The sequence below is a fragment of the Arthrobacter sp. MW3 TE3886 genome (genome assembly GCF_041262145.1).
Taxonomy (GTDB): Bacteria; Actinomycetota; Actinomycetes; order Actinomycetales; family Micrococcaceae; genus Arthrobacter.
Map to the genome: position 1 here is coordinate 2,526,781 of NZ_JBGCAN010000001.1, position 14,931 is coordinate 2,541,711.

General features: G+C 67.6%; 14 protein-coding genes. 6 read left to right on the forward strand and 8 right to left on the reverse strand.

Annotation, left to right across the window (positions count from 1 at the left end; translation table 11 throughout):
- Position 1: 1 nt before the first annotated feature.
- Positions 2-1,495 carry an FAD-dependent oxidoreductase gene (locus tag ABH915_RS11415; RefSeq protein WP_370121253.1) on the forward strand — a complete coding sequence of 498 codons (1,494 nt, stop codon included), beginning with the start codon at positions 2-4 and terminating at the stop codon, positions 1,493-1,495.
- On the opposite strand, the gene ABH915_RS11420 is transcribed toward ABH915_RS11415, so the two are convergent.
- Genes ABH915_RS11420 through ABH915_RS11430 form a run of 3 tightly spaced genes read right to left on the reverse strand, consistent with a single transcriptional unit; the run spans position 1,492 to position 2,784 of the window.
- Positions 1,492-2,193 (reverse strand): CDP-alcohol phosphatidyltransferase family protein, encoded by a 702-nt coding sequence (locus ABH915_RS11420; RefSeq protein WP_370124991.1) that lies wholly within the window; start codon positions 2,191-2,193, stop codon positions 1,492-1,494. The genes ABH915_RS11415 and ABH915_RS11420 overlap by 4 nt on opposite strands.
- Positions 2,120-2,530 (reverse strand): hypothetical protein, encoded by a 411-nt coding sequence (locus ABH915_RS11425; RefSeq protein WP_051532914.1) that lies wholly within the window; start codon positions 2,528-2,530, stop codon positions 2,120-2,122. The genes ABH915_RS11420 and ABH915_RS11425 overlap by 74 nt, the downstream gene beginning before the upstream one ends.
- Positions 2,531-2,574: 44 nt before the next feature.
- On the reverse strand, positions 2,575-2,784 hold the full coding sequence (locus ABH915_RS11430; protein WP_370121256.1) for a hypothetical protein: 210 nt from the start codon (positions 2,782-2,784) through the stop codon (positions 2,575-2,577).
- Positions 2,785-2,953: 169 nt separating this feature from the next.
- Here ABH915_RS11430 and ABH915_RS11435 point away from each other — a divergent pair, with 169 nt between their 5' ends.
- Positions 2,954-3,901, forward strand: coding sequence for a cation diffusion facilitator family transporter (locus ABH915_RS11435; RefSeq protein ID WP_370121258.1), 948 nt, complete (start codon positions 2,954-2,956; stop codon positions 3,899-3,901).
- Positions 3,902-3,935: 34 nt separating this feature from the next.
- On the opposite strand, the gene ABH915_RS11440 is transcribed toward ABH915_RS11435, so the two are convergent.
- Both ABH915_RS11440 and ABH915_RS11445 read right to left on the reverse strand, forming a co-directional pair.
- On the reverse strand, positions 3,936-6,230 hold the full coding sequence (locus tag ABH915_RS11440) for a putative bifunctional diguanylate cyclase/phosphodiesterase (RefSeq protein WP_370121260.1): 2,295 nt from the start codon (positions 6,228-6,230) through the stop codon (positions 3,936-3,938).
- A gap of 163 nt (positions 6,231-6,393) precedes the next feature.
- Entirely contained in the window at positions 6,394-6,696 is a 303-nt protein-coding gene (locus ABH915_RS11445) for a DUF4193 domain-containing protein (RefSeq protein ID WP_018772798.1), read from the reverse strand.
- Positions 6,697-6,996: 300 nt separating this feature from the next.
- Here ABH915_RS11445 and ABH915_RS11450 point away from each other — a divergent pair, with 300 nt between their 5' ends.
- Complete coding sequence (locus tag ABH915_RS11450; protein ID WP_018772799.1) at positions 6,997-7,242, forward strand: hypothetical protein; 246 nt, start codon at positions 6,997-6,999, stop codon at positions 7,240-7,242.
- 97 nt (positions 7,243-7,339) lie between these two features.
- Positions 7,340-8,050: a response regulator transcription factor gene (locus ABH915_RS11455; RefSeq protein ID WP_043422215.1), complete on the forward strand. Its 711-nt coding sequence runs from the start codon at positions 7,340-7,342 to the stop codon at positions 8,048-8,050.
- Here the strand turns inward: ABH915_RS11455 and ABH915_RS11460 are convergent.
- The 3 genes from ABH915_RS11460 to ABH915_RS11470 all read right to left on the reverse strand — a co-directional run bounded on the left by ABH915_RS11460 (position 7,998) and on the right by ABH915_RS11470 (position 12,348).
- A complete protein-coding gene (locus tag ABH915_RS11460; RefSeq protein WP_370121265.1) occupies positions 7,998-9,470 on the reverse strand; it encodes a sensor histidine kinase in 1,473 nt (490 codons plus the stop codon). The two genes, ABH915_RS11455 and ABH915_RS11460, sit on opposite strands and share 53 nt — an antisense overlap.
- Positions 9,471-9,779: 309 nt before the next feature.
- Positions 9,780-11,705 (reverse strand): alpha-amylase family protein, encoded by a 1,926-nt coding sequence (locus ABH915_RS11465; RefSeq protein ID WP_370121268.1) that lies wholly within the window; start codon positions 11,703-11,705, stop codon positions 9,780-9,782.
- Between the two features lie 139 nt (positions 11,706-11,844).
- On the reverse strand, positions 11,845-12,348 hold the full coding sequence (locus ABH915_RS11470) for an HtaA domain-containing protein (protein WP_018772803.1): 504 nt from the start codon (positions 12,346-12,348) through the stop codon (positions 11,845-11,847).
- Positions 12,349-12,531: 183 nt separating this feature from the next.
- Between ABH915_RS11470 and ABH915_RS11475 the strand changes: the two genes are divergently transcribed.
- Positions 12,532-13,515 carry a S1C family serine protease gene (locus ABH915_RS11475; RefSeq protein WP_370121272.1) on the forward strand — a complete coding sequence of 328 codons (984 nt, stop codon included), beginning with the start codon at positions 12,532-12,534 and terminating at the stop codon, positions 13,513-13,515.
- 355 nt (positions 13,516-13,870) lie between these two features.
- On the forward strand, positions 13,871-14,809 hold the full coding sequence (locus tag ABH915_RS11480; RefSeq protein WP_370121274.1) for a BTAD domain-containing putative transcriptional regulator: 939 nt from the start codon (positions 13,871-13,873) through the stop codon (positions 14,807-14,809).
- Positions 14,810-14,931 lie beyond the last annotated feature (122 nt).

The window sequence follows — 14,931 nt, forward strand, 5'->3', positions numbered from 1 at the left end:
GATGCCCGAAGGACGGCAGGTTTCGCTCTGGATCGCCACAACCGGTAGCACCCGCTATCCATCCCTGGACGCGGAACTTGAGGTCGACGTCGCCGTCGTCGGGGGAGGGATTGCCGGGCTGACGGCGGCGCTGGCCCTCAAACGTGCCGGCAACACCGTCGCGGTCCTGGAAGCAGCGCGCATCGGCACCGGCGTCACCGGGCACACCACCGGCAAGGTCACCTCCCTGCACCGGCTGGCCTACACCGAACTCGCGGACCGGCACGGACCGGACGTCGCCGGCACATACGGGCAGGCCAACCAGGCCGCCATCGAGCACATTGCGCGTGTCGTGGCGGAGGAGGACATCGACTGCGACTTCCGCAGGGTGTCCAATTACACCTACGCAGAATCCGCTGACGCCCTCGCCCGGGTCCGCGACGAGGCGGCCCTGGCCGAACGGCTCGGCCTGCCAGCCGTCTTTACTTCTGACGTGCCGCTGCCGTTCGGTGCCCGGGGCGCGGTCCGGTTCGACGACCAGGCGCAGCTTCACGCGGTGAAGTACCTCCAAGGCCTCGCCCGCGCAGTGGACGGGAGCGGAAGCCACGTACTGGAGGACTCGCGCGTCACCTCGGTCCGCGACGGGGTTCCCGCCGTCGTCGGGACCGGCAGTGGCACCGTCCGGGCGCGCGAGGTGATCGTTGCCACCAACGTCCCCGTTGGCGACGCCGGCCTGTTTGCCGAACGCTGCTACCTGCACCGCTCCTACCTCGTTGCCAGCCTGGCACCTGACGTGCCCCTGGACGGGACCTTCATCAGCGTCGACGAGCCGATGCGCTCCATCCTGGCGATCAACATTGAGGGTTCCCGTTTCGTTCTCACCGGCGGCGAGGGGCACCGGGCCGCCGAAATCAGCGATGCCGCCGCCCGGTACAGCCGCCTAGCGGCTTTCTCCCGGGAACGCCTCGGCACCGGGGAGACCAGCTTCAGATGGTCCACACAGGACACCATGCCCGTCGACGGGTTGCCGTACGCCGGGACTTTGACTCCGACGGCGGCGCACCTTCATGTGATCACCGGCCTGCGCAAATGGGGCCTGACCAACGGCACCGCCGCCGCCCTGATCCTGGCCGACACCCTGTCGGGCCGTCACAACCCCTGGGCGGCGGTATTCGACACCAACCGCTCTTCCGCCGGCCAGCCTGGCGGGGCGCGGCAGCAACCGGACCAAGCGCCGCAACCCCAGCTGCCGGACAAACCGACCGTCGCCGGGCTCCGACCCGGCGAAGGCACCGTCGCGGAGATCGACAGCGAAATGACCGCCGTCTACGCTAGCGCTGACGGGGACCTGCTCGCAGTCTCGGCCATCTGCACCCATCTGGGCTGCACGGTCGCGTTCAACGCGGACGATTCGACGTGGGACTGCCCCTGCCACGGCTCGCGGTTTGCCGCCGACGGCGCCGTCATCCAGGGCCCGGCGACGATGAACCTGGCACCGAGACCCGCGCCGCGTTAGGTCCCCGCCGGGGTGCCGGCGCGCGGGGTGGGGGAGCCGGCGGCCGAAGCACGGCTTGCCTGGAGCCGTTCCAGCCCGACCACGTCCCGCCCGAATGAAAACGCCAGCAACCCCAGCGCCGGGCCGAGCACCGTGGCCCCGAGCGGCGGAGGCACGCCCGGCAACAGGACGAACAGCAGGGCCGCGGGCTGGGTGGCTCCGATGACCCTGCGGACAGTGCTGGACGGTAGCGGGTTCTTCAGAGACGGCCGGAACCAGGCTGCTGCCACAAACGTGTAGTACATCAGGCCGATTCCCAGAGGCCACAGGCCGAATTTTCCGGCCGCCGCGCAGGACAGCACCAGAACCAGGGCGGCATCCGTATCCGTATCCAGACGTGAACCCTCGGCCGTGGCAGAACCCGTGAACCGGGCCACCCGGCCATCCACGGCATCGAGCAGGAATGCGGCTGTGCCGAGGACCACCACCAGAGGGCGTGGTCCGGCTTCGGCGCCGACGGTCAAGCCGACCACCGTTTCGGCGGCACAGCAGGCCACGATGCATGCCCGGCCGAGGGTAACGCGGTCCGCGGGGGTGGAAAACCGGGGTTTCCGTCGCAGGACGGAGTCGGCGGCCCCGGTCTGCTCAGTGCTTGGACCGGGTGCCCTGCCGGTCCGTCCGCCGTCCGGCCCGGACGAAACCGATGGCCGCCAGAACAGCGCCGGCGCCTTCGGCCACGGCGCTGACGGACTTCTCGAAGAACCAGATGGGCTCGTACATGGCCGGGAAAGGCCCGAACGCGGGAATATTCACATAACGGTACGCCACCACGGCCACGAAGGCGCTCATGGCGACGACGAACGCGACGGCGAAGGCCGCCCGGCTGCCGCGCAGCAGCACGTACAACCCGGCCAGCACAGCGGCAGCCGATTCCAGCAGGAACAGGTTGCCCTGGCCGATCCCCGCGGAGTTCCCCGCCTGGTAGCCCGGGGCCAGATGGATGTGGACGGCGGCGTCAATGAACAGGGCAACGGCCGTGAGGATTCGCAGTGTCATGCCGGCGGTATGGACCCGCGCGGACCGTCCGGGGCTCTGGGCGCTCATTTGACCACCAGCGTCCCGTGCCTGCCCGGATGAAAGGTGCAGTGATACGCGTAGGATCCGGGCTTCGTCGGCGCGGTGAAGGTGTCAGTGCCGCCGCCCTTGACCTCGGCATCGAACGCTTCGCTTTCGTCGGCCGCGAAGCACCTGCCGGTCCCCAGCCAGACCGGGAGCACCCCCAGCGACGGCAGCTTCGAACGAGCATTCATTGCGCACCACCCCGAGCGGCTAGTGGAAACGAGCGGATGAACGTACTAGCTATATTGTGCGCCCGACCGGCACAAATGGAACCAGCCGGCGTCGAACGCCGGGCGGCGAGGGGCCGGGGAGATAGCGTAGTCACTGGCATGCATTCCGCAGCCGAGGGAGGGAAATTGCGTGAAGCGTGAGAAGTCCTGGTCCGCATCGCTCACAGTGCTCATTGCCTTTGCAGCGAACGTCCTCGTCGCGGCAGCCAAAACAGTGGCCGCGCTCATCTCTGGCTCGGCGTCCATGACTGCCGAGGCGGCCCACTCCTGGGCGGACACCGGCAACCAGGTCTTCCTGCTCATCGCCGAACGGAAAGCCGCGCGGAAACGGGACAAAGCCCACCCCATGGGCTACGGGCGCGAGGCCTACGTGTGGTCGATGATCGCCGCCTTTGGCCTGTTTACGGCCGGGGCGGTGGTGTCGGTGATGCACGGCATCCAGCAGCTGATCACCCCGGAACCGCCAGGTGACTATGCGATCGCCTACGTGGTGCTGACGGTCGCGTTCGTCCTTGAAGGCGTGTCCTTCATCCAGGCGTTCCGGCAAAACCGGAAAGCGGCGCGCGAGCTGGACCGGAACACCCTCGAACAGGTCCTCAAGGGCTCCGACCCCACCCTGCGGGCCGTCTTTGCCGAGGACGGGGCCGCGCTGATCGGCCTGCTCATCGCCTTCGCCGGGATATTCCTGCACCAGGTCACAGGATCCTCAGTGCCGGACGCCGTGGGGTCGATTCTGGTGGGCATCCTGCTGGCCGCGGTTGCTGTCGTGCTGATCGAGCGGAACCGGCGCTTCCTGGTGGGGCAAGCCGTGACCGGCGATATCGAGGCCACCATGGCCCGCCGGCTCCTCGAGCACCGTGAGATCGAGCGCATCACTTACCTGCATCTCGAATACGTCGGCCCGCGCAAACTTTACGTCGTGGCGGCGGTGGACATCCAGGGGGACCTGCGGGAACACGACGTCGCCGTGGCCTTACGCCGGGTTGAACGCGAACTTGAGGACCACGAAACCGTGGAGGAAGCCGTCCTGACACTCGCCACCGCGGACGAGCCCTCGTTGGATTTCCCCGCCGTTTGAGCAGGACGCCTCTTAGTCCGGTCCTTCGGCTGGCTCAGGCGCCAGTCGCCGCCGCGTCCATGCCGGCCGGTGGCTGCAGGCGCGCCCCGGAGGCCAGCAGCGCCACGAGAACCGGGGACGGGCTGGGACTGGCCAGCAGGAAGCCCTGGCCCATGTCACAGCCGAGCGAGCGCAGGAGATCCAGCTGCCCGGTGTGCTCGATGCCCTCGGCGATGACGGCCAGGTCCAGTTTCCTGGCCACTTCCAGGATGCCCTCGAGCATCGCCGCGGCCGGGGCGTCCCCGGGCAGCCCGGACAGGAAGGCGCGGTCGACCTTGAGAATGTCCGCGGGCAGCGCCGCGAGCGTGCTGAGCGAGGAGAAGCCGGTCCCGAAGTCGTCGATTGCGATTCGGACGCCGAAGCTCTTCAGCCGGTTTAGCGCAGCCACCCCGCCGTCGGCGCTTGTGGCCAGGGCCGATTCGGTGACCTCGAGGATGACCTTGTCAGCCTGCGAAGCGGGGTGGGCCAGGATGCGCTCCAGGGCAGCCAGATTCCGGTCGCTGGATAGCTGGAGGGTGGAGAGATTGACCGAGACCCAGAAGTCTTCGGCAGTTCCGGGGGACCGGCGCCAGCCGGCGACGTGACGGCTTGCGGTGTCCAGTACCCAGCAGCCGATGGGGCCAATCTCGCCGGTTTCCTCGGCCAAGGGGATGAAGTCGGCCGGTCCCAGCCGGCCCAGGGTCGGGTGCTCCCAGCGGACCAGCGCCTCCACTCCGGCGATTTCGCCGGTGCCAAGATTCACCACGGGCTGGTAGTCAAGGCGCAACTGCCCGGCCTGGACAGCCGTGGCGAGGTCCGCCCGGAGAGCAGCGCGGTACGTCATTTCGTCATAGCCCCGGGCATCGAAAAGCTGGTAGCGGCCTTTGCCGCCGTGCTTGGCCATATACATGGCGAAGTCTGCCTGCCGCATCAACTCGGCCGGATCTGCAGTGCCGGCGCTGCGCTGGGCGGCGCCCATGCTGACGGTTACCTTCAGCCGGACGTCATCGATGCAGAACGGGTCCCGCAGCGCGACCTGGATGCGCCGTGCGACGTCGTCCGTCGCCGTGCCGCCGTCATCCATGACGACGATCGCGAATTCGTCGCCGCCCAGCCTGGCGACGAGGTCATGTCCGCGCACGCAGCCCCGCAGGCGTTGGGCCAGCTGAATGAGCAACGCGTCGCCGCCCTCATGGCCCAGCGAGTCGTTGACATCCTTGAAGTCGTCGACGTCGATGATCAACAGGCCTTCACGCCCGTCCCAGTGCCCGGTGCCCGAAGCGTCCGGGTCCTTCGCTTGGGGGTCGAACACGGCGGCGAGGCGTTCGGTGAGGACCGCCCGGTTGGCCAATCCCGTGAGCGGGTCATGCGAGGCGCGGAAGGTCAGTTCCAGATGGTTGTCATGCACGGTCGCGGCCATGGAATTGAAGGCCTCGGCCAGCTGGCCCAGTTCGTCATTGCGGACAACGCTGATCCGGTGGCTGTAGTCACCGGACTGCAACTTCACGACCCCGCGGTGCAGCTGCTCCACGGGGCGAATCAGGTACTTGCTCATCCGCCGGCGGAAGAAGAACACGCCGCAAGCGGCCAGCGCAAAGAGAGCCGTGCGGACGGTCGATACCGTCTGCTGGAGCTCGGTTCCATGGGCGACGCCGTCCTCCAGCGCGTCGAGCGAAGCGCGCCGGACGTCGGCGAGCAGTGCGCGGGCCTTCGCGCTGGATGCGGCGAACGCCGGTGCCTCCGCCACTCGGTTGCCGTGGACGCTGGCCACCTGGCTTCCCCAGAGACTGTGCGCGGACAGTCCCTCCTGCCATGCGGCCCGGGCCTCGCGGATTGTGGCCCGCATGCCGTACGCCTCCGGCAGCATCCCAGACGCGGCATCGAACTGGGCGGAGACGTCCTCTTGTTGCCGCAAAAAGGCGGTCTTATCTACGGGTCCTGCGGACAACAGTTGAAGTCCGGCTTGTTCGTGGGTCTCAAGGCCGGTCCGAAGCTCGGCGACGGCTTCCGACTCGACGCGGTGCTGTGCCGCGGCGTGCTGCATCTGGTCCGTTACAAAACGGACGCCGACCAGGGTCACCGCGGCCCCGGCCAACAGGGCTAGGAGCACGAGCATGAATGCCCTGGACCATTCCCGCTGCAGGCTCCCTGCGCGGGCGGGTTTGCCGGTGCGGGCACGTGGGCCTGGCGGTCCTTCAGCCGGCCTGGCCGCCCCGCCGTCGGATCGTTGTTCCGGTCCGTTGGCGTTGTTGGCAGCGGTCGACGGGGACGCAGCAGCAGGGTCCGCCAACCTGCTGTTGGATTTACGCATGATCAGCCTCCGGCCGTGTGCCGGCAATCGCCGCATCGTCAATCAGGAGCGTAGCCGAACCTGCCCCGGCCGGTCACGTTCGGTGGCTTCCTGACACTATTGTGAAGCATGTGACAGAAGTGTATTCGACGGATGGCCCGGCGGGGAGCGCCTGCCGGGGGCTCTAGCTGAGGCAGTCTGCGCAGTACGCGTGGCCGGCCTTCTCCTTGGCCAGCTGGGACCGGTGCCGCACCAGGAAGCAGGAAAAGCAGGTGAACTCGTCCTCCTTTTGCGGGATGACCGTGACGGTCAGTTCCTCGCCGGACAGGTCTGCTCCCGGCAGTTCCACGCCTTCGGAGGTATCGGCCTCGTCGAGTTCGCGGACAACGCTTCGGGCGTCAGGCGCATTCGCCGAACGGAGCGCCTCCAGGGAAGCGTTGCGGGATTCCGCGACGTCGGAGCGTACTTCGTCATAATCGGTTGCCACCTGGTGGTACTCATTTCAGTTGCTGGGCGTGTGTTCGGTGTCTGTCGGGATCCCACGGATTTCCGGATCTCCGGGATTGAACCGTACAGCATGACGCCGTGTAAATGCTGGGGACCGGGGGAGTCGCGGCAGTGACGCTCGTGACACCCGAAGGCGGCCGTCCGCGGCGCCGGCCTTCACGCCCTGTTCGCCACTGGTCACCGGGGCGTCATGTGCCGTTAATTTGCGTGCCCTAGCCTGATTCTTTAGGCACCATCCCACCTTGGATACCATCCGCACCATCCGTCGGGAGGATTCACCATGGCCGATATTGCTGCAGTGCTGGGACGGCTCACGCAGGATGAACTCAATGAACTGCGCTCCTTGGGCCCCAGCGGTCACCTGACCCGGCGCCTGACCGACGCCATCGACCGCGCGGCCGGCGGTCCCGGAGCCGGGCGCGGCTACTACGTTGCCAACGGGAGCGTCAGCTCCACCGGAGGCCCGCACGTGGTCCTGCGCAGCGACGTTTCGGGCTGGCTGTTCGGCCCTCCCCAGCAGGCCTGACCGAACAGCTACGGGCACCACCCTGCCACCGGACTCGCGAGGTTCCTTCCAGCCCGGCCCCGGAAGGGCCATACTGGCCCAAAGGGAGGGGGCCGGATTGCGGATTCTGATGGTGGAGGATGAGCACGCCCTGGCCGAGACAGTCCGCCGCGGACTGAAGAATGAGGGTTTCGTCGTCGACGTGGCCCACGACGGCGTGCGGGGACTCTCCGCGGCGTTGGAGAACGCCTACGATGCCATCCTTCTGGACCTCATGTTGCCGCGGATGAACGGCTACGACGTTTTGAAGGAACTGCGGCAACGCAAAGTGTGGACTCCGGTGCTGATGCTCACGGCCAAGGACGGCGAATACGACCAGACCGATGCCTTCGACCTGGGCGCTGACGACTACCTCACCAAGCCATTCAGCTTCCTGGTGCTCGTGGCCCGGATCAGGGCGCTGATCCGGCGCGGAGCGCCCGCCAGGCCTGTCATCATGACGCTTGGCACACTGTCCCTGGACCCGGTCAGCCACAGTGTGCGCCGCGGCGATACCCTCATCAGCCTCACGGCCAGGGAGTACGGGCTACTGCATTATCTGATGCGCCGGCATGACCAGATCGTCTCAAAGGCGGAAATCCTCCAAAACGTCTGGGACCCGGCTTTCGAGGGCGCGAACAATGTGGTGGAGGTGTACATCGGCTACCTTCGGCGCAAGATCGATGTCCCGTTCGGGATCCACAGCCTGACCACCGTGCGCGGCATGGGCTATCTGCTCAGCGCCGACCCGATCCCTGAACCCCGTGCCGCCGAGATTCCCGAGGCGTGACCTCCGCCGGCTCCACGGGTTCCGGAAGGGGTAATACGATCTCAAACCGGCAGTGACCCGCTGGTCCGTCCGTCGGGCGGATGCTCCCATGATGGGCGGCCACAATTCCCGCCGCGATGGCCAGGCCCAGTCCGCTGCCGCCGCCTTCCCGGGAACGGCTGCCATCGAGCCGGACGAACCGTTCGAAGATCCGTTCCCGGTCCGCCTCCGGAATGGGGTCGCCGTCATTGTCGACCGTGATGATGACCCGGTCCCCGGCGGTGTGCAGGTTCACGGCGATCCGGGACAGGGCGTGGCGGTCGGCGTTGTCCAGGACGTTGCGCAGGACCTGCGCCAGGCGGCGGGCGTCGCCGCGGATCCGTGCCGGAACGAGCTCCGCCGAAATCTCGTTCCGGCTGGTGGAGCGCAGCCGGCGGATCTCCTGGTCCAGCACGTCGTCAAGATCGACGTCCTTCTGCTCCACGCGCAGGCCGCCGTCGTTGGCTTTGGCCAGCGTCAGCAGGTCCTCCACGAGGAAGCTCATGCGGGCCGTCTCCTCAGAGAGGACATCCTTCATCTGCAGCCACATCGCCCCGGTCGGGTCGGCCGCTGCTATCTCGATTCCGGCCCTCAGCGTGGCCAGCGGGCTGCGGAGCTCGTGGCTGGCGTCCGAGACGAATCTGCGCTGTTCTGTGTCCGAGGCCTGCAGCCGGTCCAGCATGGTGTTCATGGTCAGCGCCAGGGCGTGGATTTCATCGTTGGTCGGCGGGACGTCGACGCGTCCATCCAGCCGTTCGGCATTGATCCGGGCCACCTGGCCACGGATCCGCTCAACCTGGCGGAGGGATCGCCCCACCAGGAGCCACACGGACACGGCCACGGTGCCCAGCAGCAGCGGCGTGGCTCCGAGCATGAACCACGCGACGGTGGAAAGGGTGTCCGCCTGTATCTGTGCGGCCTGGGCCACCACCACCGTGTAGCTGAGCGTTCCGGTCCGCGCTCCCACGGTGACGATGTGGTAGTCGTCGGTGTCCCCGATGCTTGGAAGGCTCGAGACGTCCTGGGTCATCGTCTGGCCCGGGCTGGGCCGCTGGGCTGACAATGGGGAGTTGGCGACCTCGGGGTCCGAGCTGGCCAGGACGTACCCTTCGGTATCCAGCACCTGAACGAACTGGCCCGCATGCGAGGTGTCAAGGATGTAGGCGCGGGCATCCTCGATGTCCATGTCCTCCATCTCGGCGATCACATCCAGGGCCTTCTGCTGGGCTGCGGCGTCGCTCGACCTCGCCAGGGAGGCCTGCAACAGGACGAGAAGGACGATGCCGCCGAGCAGCAGCGCGACGGCTACGACGCCGACGGCGACCGCCGTCGAGCGCTTCCGCACGCCCCAACGAATCTCGACCCTGCCGGGGCCGGATGGGGCTCGTTTGCCCAGTGCCATGCTCCAAGAATGCGTCAATGCGTGGTCCGGGACAACCACCGCGGCCGCATTGGCGTCACCGCGCGCCCGGCCCCACCGGGAGAGGCTGCTCTCAGTCTCTTCTCAGCGGGATGCGGGACAGTGGAAATAGGCCGCAGAAGACGGCCGCCGGCCGCCACGGGGCCGTTCGTCCACAGATTCCGGCCGCACGCTCTCCTCAACCAGTGTGCGGCCGGACACGACACCAGGGCGAAGCGGCGCGGCGGCGGAACGGGCGCCCACAACAAGCTACGTCCGGTAAGCCACGCCGATGAGCCGCGGGCCAGCCCCTCAAGACCGGTGCGTCACCCTGAGCCAGACGAACTGCTGGGCGTCCAGGACCAGTCCCGCGTCGAGGCGCACATGGGCGCCGGTCAGGATGTTGACGGCGCCGGCCGCGAAGCCGGAGAGTGTCACCGCCGCTACTTCCTGAGAGCCGTCGCTGAAGTTGGCCAGGGCGAGGATCAGCGTTCCATTTCCCGGACGCTGGTACCCCAGGACCCCAGGGTTTTTCGTGTCGAAACCGACCAGCCGGGTCCCGGCCAGCTCCGGCGTCGCTGACCGTACGGACACCATCCGGCGCAGTCCGGCAAAGACGGCCCCGGCGGGGGTTTCCGGCTCCGCACGCCGTGCGTAGTCTGCAGCCGGGTAGTGCGGCCGGTGCACCCAGCGGCTGTCCATTCCATGGCCATCCTCGGCGGCGTACGCGTAGTCGTTGAACTGGCCAACCTCGTCACCGAGGTACAGCAGCGGGATGCCCCCGGTGCTGAAGGTCACCGAGTGGGCCAGCAGGATCCGGTTCACCGCCGCAGCTGTTCCGCCCTCCAGCCCGCAGAGCGACGCCGTTGTGCCGGAAATCCGGCAGTCGCCGGTGCGCGGGTTGTCCTGAAAAGGCACGCCGCGGGCGAAGCTGCCGGGGAAACGGTTGACGTAGAAGGAATTGAGGAACCGTCGGTGCTCGAAGGCATTGATGCCAAGCTCGGCGGCGTCCTCATCCGCAAACGTCCAGCCGATGTCGTCATGGCTGCGGACATAGTTCACCCAGGCCGTGCCGTCCGGGATATTGTGGCGCCGCTCCAGGGCCTGGGAGAGCAGCGAAACGTCGCGGGTGGCCAACGCTTCCCAGATCAGGGCCATCTGCAGTGGGTTGTAGGAGAGCTGGCACTCGGCGGGGTCGATGTAGCGGGCCACCTCATCGGGGTGGACGATCGCCTCGGACTTGAACAGCAGTGACGGCGCCGCCAGCCGGCACACGGCATTGAAGGCCTTCAGCAGGGTGTGGGCCTCGGGCAGGTTCTCACAAGGCGTGCCGAGCTGCTTCCAAATGAAGGCGACGGCGTCCATCCGGAGAATGTCCACGCCCTGGTTGGCCAGGTACAGCATCTCGCCGGCCATGGCCCGGAAGACGTCCGGGTTGGCGTAGTTCAGGTCCCACTGGAAGGTGTGGAACGTGGTCCAGACCCACCGTCCGTCCGGCAAATCGACAAACGAGCCGGGGTGGTCGTCGGGGAAGATTTCGCGGACGGTTTGCTCGAATGCGTCCGGCATGGACCGGTCCGGGAAGATCCAGTAGTAGTCGCTGTAGGCCGGCTCGCCCGCGGCCGCCTTCCGGGCCCATTCGTGTTCGTCGGAGGTGTGGTTGAAGATGAAATCGACTACGAGGCTGATGCCGTTCGCCCGCAGCTCGGCGGCGAGCTCACGCAGCTGCCGCATGGTGCCCAGCCTGGGGTTGACGTCGCGGTAGCTGGAGACGGCGTAGCCGCCGTCGGAGTGCGGTTCGGGGGCCAGGAACAGCGGCATCAGGTGCAGATACGTCAGGCCGAGTTCCTTGAAGTAGGGGATCCGGGCGCGGACACCTTCGAGGTCCTCGGCGTATCTGTCGACATAGCAAACGCCGCCGAGCATGGTGTTGGACTGGAACCAGCCGCTGTCGTGTTCCCGTTCGGCGTCGAGGCCCTTGAGCGCGGCAGGCCTCTCGGCCCACGAGCGGGCAGATGCCATCACAAGGTCCGTCAGCTGATCGCGCCAATCGTGCCGTGCGCCGTAGAGATCGTGGAACAACCGGAACAGGACCGGGAAATGGCGGTCGAAGCGCTCTTCGAAGACGGCCCGGTCCGGGCCGTCCCACCCGATTCCCGGGGCCGCCGCCAGGGCCCGGAGCACATGCCGGCGGACCCCGCTGTCTGCGCCGCCAGCTACAAGGGCGGGTTCAACCATGGAGCGTCTCCTTTGACCAGTTTCAGTCCTCGACGGCGCGAGGACAGTTCACATCCTTGCAGACGGACGGACAGGTGCCCAGCACGGCAGCCGTGTTCGGCGAGGAAGGCAGCCGACCGCCGGTGCCGCCCTACCCTGGTTACGCCGGCACCCGGATGACGAGGGGGTCCATCGCCTGGCCGTCGGCGTACTGGCCGTCGAACAGTTCCGAACCGGCCTGGGATATCGCCACCTCGACGCGCTCCCAGACGAGGAACCCTTCCATGTTGCGGGGCGCGGCAGTACGCAGGGTGCCGACATCCGAGCGGTCCATCCCGCCGCCGTCGCCCGTGCTGATGGACAGGACCCCGTGCCCGGCCGCGAACTCGACCCATGGATCCAGCAGCCGGACGAACATCATTCCGTGGTGTCCGGCGACCCGGACGTCGCCGCGGAAGCGCAGCAGGCCGGTGCCGCTGGCAGGATCGTACTCGGAGCCGGCGGGGGCGAAACAGAACTCTCCGGACGCGGTGACCGTGGCGCCGTCGGCCGCGGAAACGGCACCGTCCGGGAGTCCGGAAATGTAGTCCAAAAAGCTGCGTTTGATGCCCCAGGTCAGACCCGGCAGGGGCAGCGGGGCGGGGGAAGCGGACGCTGGTGTCACGTAGGTTCTCCTGGCTGTCGGGCGGATCTATGTCCGAGCCTAGCCGCGGATCCGCGCCGGGCTGAACTGTTGCATCCGCGCCGCTTCATCCGGAGTATTTCTCTGACGGCGTAGGCCCGCCAGGACTACTCCCGGGGCGGCGGTGGTTGACTTGGATGAGTACCGGTTAGCAGGAGGTGCACCGTGGCCGCATCCATCAGCAGGGTATCCGGATCCGATCTGTCCGGAGACCCGCTGGATTCCTATTCCGCAACGGTCATCCGCGTGGCCGAGGCTGTCACCCAGCACGTCGCAGCTCTCGAAATGACCGGCAACGGGCGCAACGGCAGGCTGAGGGTCGGTGCGGGTTCGGCCGTGCTGTTCACCACGGACGGTTATCTGCTGACGAACGCCCACGTGGTGGGCGGCGCCCAGTCGGGCCATGCAGTCTTCGCCGACGGCACCAGCACGGCTGTGGACGTGGTGGGCGCCGACCCGCTCTCCGATCTTGCCGTGGTCCACGGCCGGGCACCGACTGCGGCGCCGGCCGAACTGGGCGACGCCGAGTCCCTCCGGGTCGGCCAGCTGGTCATCGCCGTGGGCAATCCGCTTGGGCTCGCCGGCTCCGTCACCGCCGGGGTGGTCAGCGGGCTGGGCCGTTCGATCCCCGTCTGGTCCGGACGGAGCCGGCGCGTGATCGAGGACGTCATCCAGACCGACGCGGCCCTCAATCCCGGCAGTTCCGGCGGGGCGCTGGCAGACGCCCGCGGGCGGATCGTCGGCATCAATACGGCCGTGGCAGGCGTTGGACTCGGCCTGGCCGTTCCCATCAACGCCACGTCCCGGCGGATCATCGCTTCGCTGCTCAAGGACGGCCGCGTCCGCCGGGCCTACCTGGGCCTGGTCAACACACCGATCCAGTTGCAGCCGAGCGCCGTCGTCCGGACGGGCCGCAGGGAGGGCCTGCTCGTGGTCGAAGTCCTCCCTGGTTCGCCAGCCGAGCGGGCCGGGCTCCGGGCCGGCGACATCCTCCTGAAGGTCGGGCAGATGTATGTGTCGAACGCCGAGAGCCTGCAGAAGCTGCTGTTCGCAGAGGCCATCGGGGAGCCGCTGGACCTTGCCGTGCTCCGGGACGGCGCGGACCTGCGCCTGGTCGCGGTGCCCGCCGAGATGACCGACAACCAGTAGGAAACCCGGCCCGGACCGGCGGTTCCACGGGCTGGAACTTGCCCGCCCGCGGGCCCAAATCTTGACGCGCTGAACTACTTGGGTCCGTATGGGGGCAGCCCGCGGAATTACTTGGTTGGCGCCGCAATCACCTGCCCTCCGCGCCGCGCGCTTACTCGACGGTACTGACGCCTGTACGCGTCTTTCTTTGGGCGAAAGATCGGGTAGCGGCATGCCTTGTTGCGCCCTGTCTGGCGTGTCACGGTGTCATTGGAAAGCCGGAGGGAACAGCGTCTCAGTATGGCCTGGTTTCAATGTTGATCCGGCTCTCCACAGACGATTCAGTTCGTTTTACCTGGGGAAATCGGAGAACATCGTGGATAGCCCAAAGGAAACTACACCCTCCATTTCGGTCCGCCTCTTCGGATCATTCGAGGTGCGCCGGGACGGCGTGGCGCTCAACGCTGCCGACATGGGCGGCTGCAAACCGCGGCACATACTGGAAATTCTTCTCCTGAACCTTGGCACGCCCGTGTCCAAGACCCGCCTGATCGATCTTCTCTGGGGCGCCGGAGCCAGTGACGGCTCCGTCGCGACCCTCGAGAGCTATATCAGCGGTATCCGCCGCGCCATCCAGCCGGGGCAGACCAAGACCGGTCCGCTCCGCACAGCCAACAGTGGCTACGTCCTGGACCCCAAGCTCGTGGATCTCGATTTGTTCCGGTTCCGTGACCTGGTCCGCGACGCCGGCGAGCTGCCTCCGGATGAGGCGTACCCCCTGATGCTCGAGGCCCTGGAGATTTCCGCCGAGCCGCTGCTCGGGTTCGAACTTGCCTCCGACTGGGCCGAAGAGGCGCGCGCACGCCATGCAGCCGAGAAGGTGGCGCTGCAGATCCTCGCGGCAGAAACGGCGGCTCTGCTGGGCAAACCTGACGACGCCGTCAACCTAGTCCAGGCTGCCATTCGGGCGGAGCCCCTGAATGAGCGGGCCTGGACGATACTGGTGACAGCGTATGAACAGGCGGGCCTGCCGGCGGAGGGCCTCGCGGCGTATGACCGCTGCCGGCGGCTCTTCGACCGCGACCTTGGCTGCACCCCCGGTCCGGCCCTGCAGGAGGCTCATCTGCGGCTCCTGCGGCAGCGCGCGGAGAGCAACTCCGAACTCTCCGAGGTGCTGGCGGCGCTGCTCTATCTGGGCGAGCGGTTGAACGGGCCCAAGGGCCGGCAGCTGCCGGCGGCGGAGTCCCGGCGCATGCATGAGAACGCCGGGCGGGTGCTTGATTCCTTCCTCCAGCGCGTCCGGGCCGCCGTCTGAGCCCCGCAGGGCCGTTACCGACGGGCCGGCCACCCCAGATTGACGACAGGGATGGCTGCCGCCGGGCCCCGGGGCGTTAGCTTCGTCACGTGCCCGGGATTCTCGGGGAATTCCGCCGTGCG

What these genes read in the sequence shown, in the direction of transcription:
- ABH915_RS11415 (WP_370121253.1), top strand. Translation starts at nt 2, where the DNA reads ATGCCCGAAGGACGGCAGGTTTCGCTCTGGATCGCCACAACCGGTAGC.
- ABH915_RS11465 (WP_370121268.1), bottom strand. Translation starts at nt 11,705, where the DNA reads ATGGTTGAACCCGCCCTTGTAGCTGGCGGCGCAGACAGCGGGGTCCGC.
- ABH915_RS11450 (WP_018772799.1), top strand. Translation starts at nt 6,997, where the DNA reads ATGGCCGATATTGCTGCAGTGCTGGGACGGCTCACGCAGGATGAACTC.
- ABH915_RS11440 (WP_370121260.1), bottom strand. Translation starts at nt 6,230, where the DNA reads ATGCGTAAATCCAACAGCAGGTTGGCGGACCCTGCTGCTGCGTCCCCG.
- ABH915_RS11430 (WP_370121256.1), bottom strand. Translation starts at nt 2,784, where the DNA reads ATGAATGCTCGTTCGAAGCTGCCGTCGCTGGGGGTGCTCCCGGTCTGG.
- ABH915_RS11460 (WP_370121265.1), bottom strand. Translation starts at nt 9,470, where the DNA reads ATGGCACTGGGCAAACGAGCCCCATCCGGCCCCGGCAGGGTCGAGATT.
- ABH915_RS11425 (WP_051532914.1), bottom strand. Translation starts at nt 2,530, where the DNA reads ATGACACTGCGAATCCTCACGGCCGTTGCCCTGTTCATTGACGCCGCC.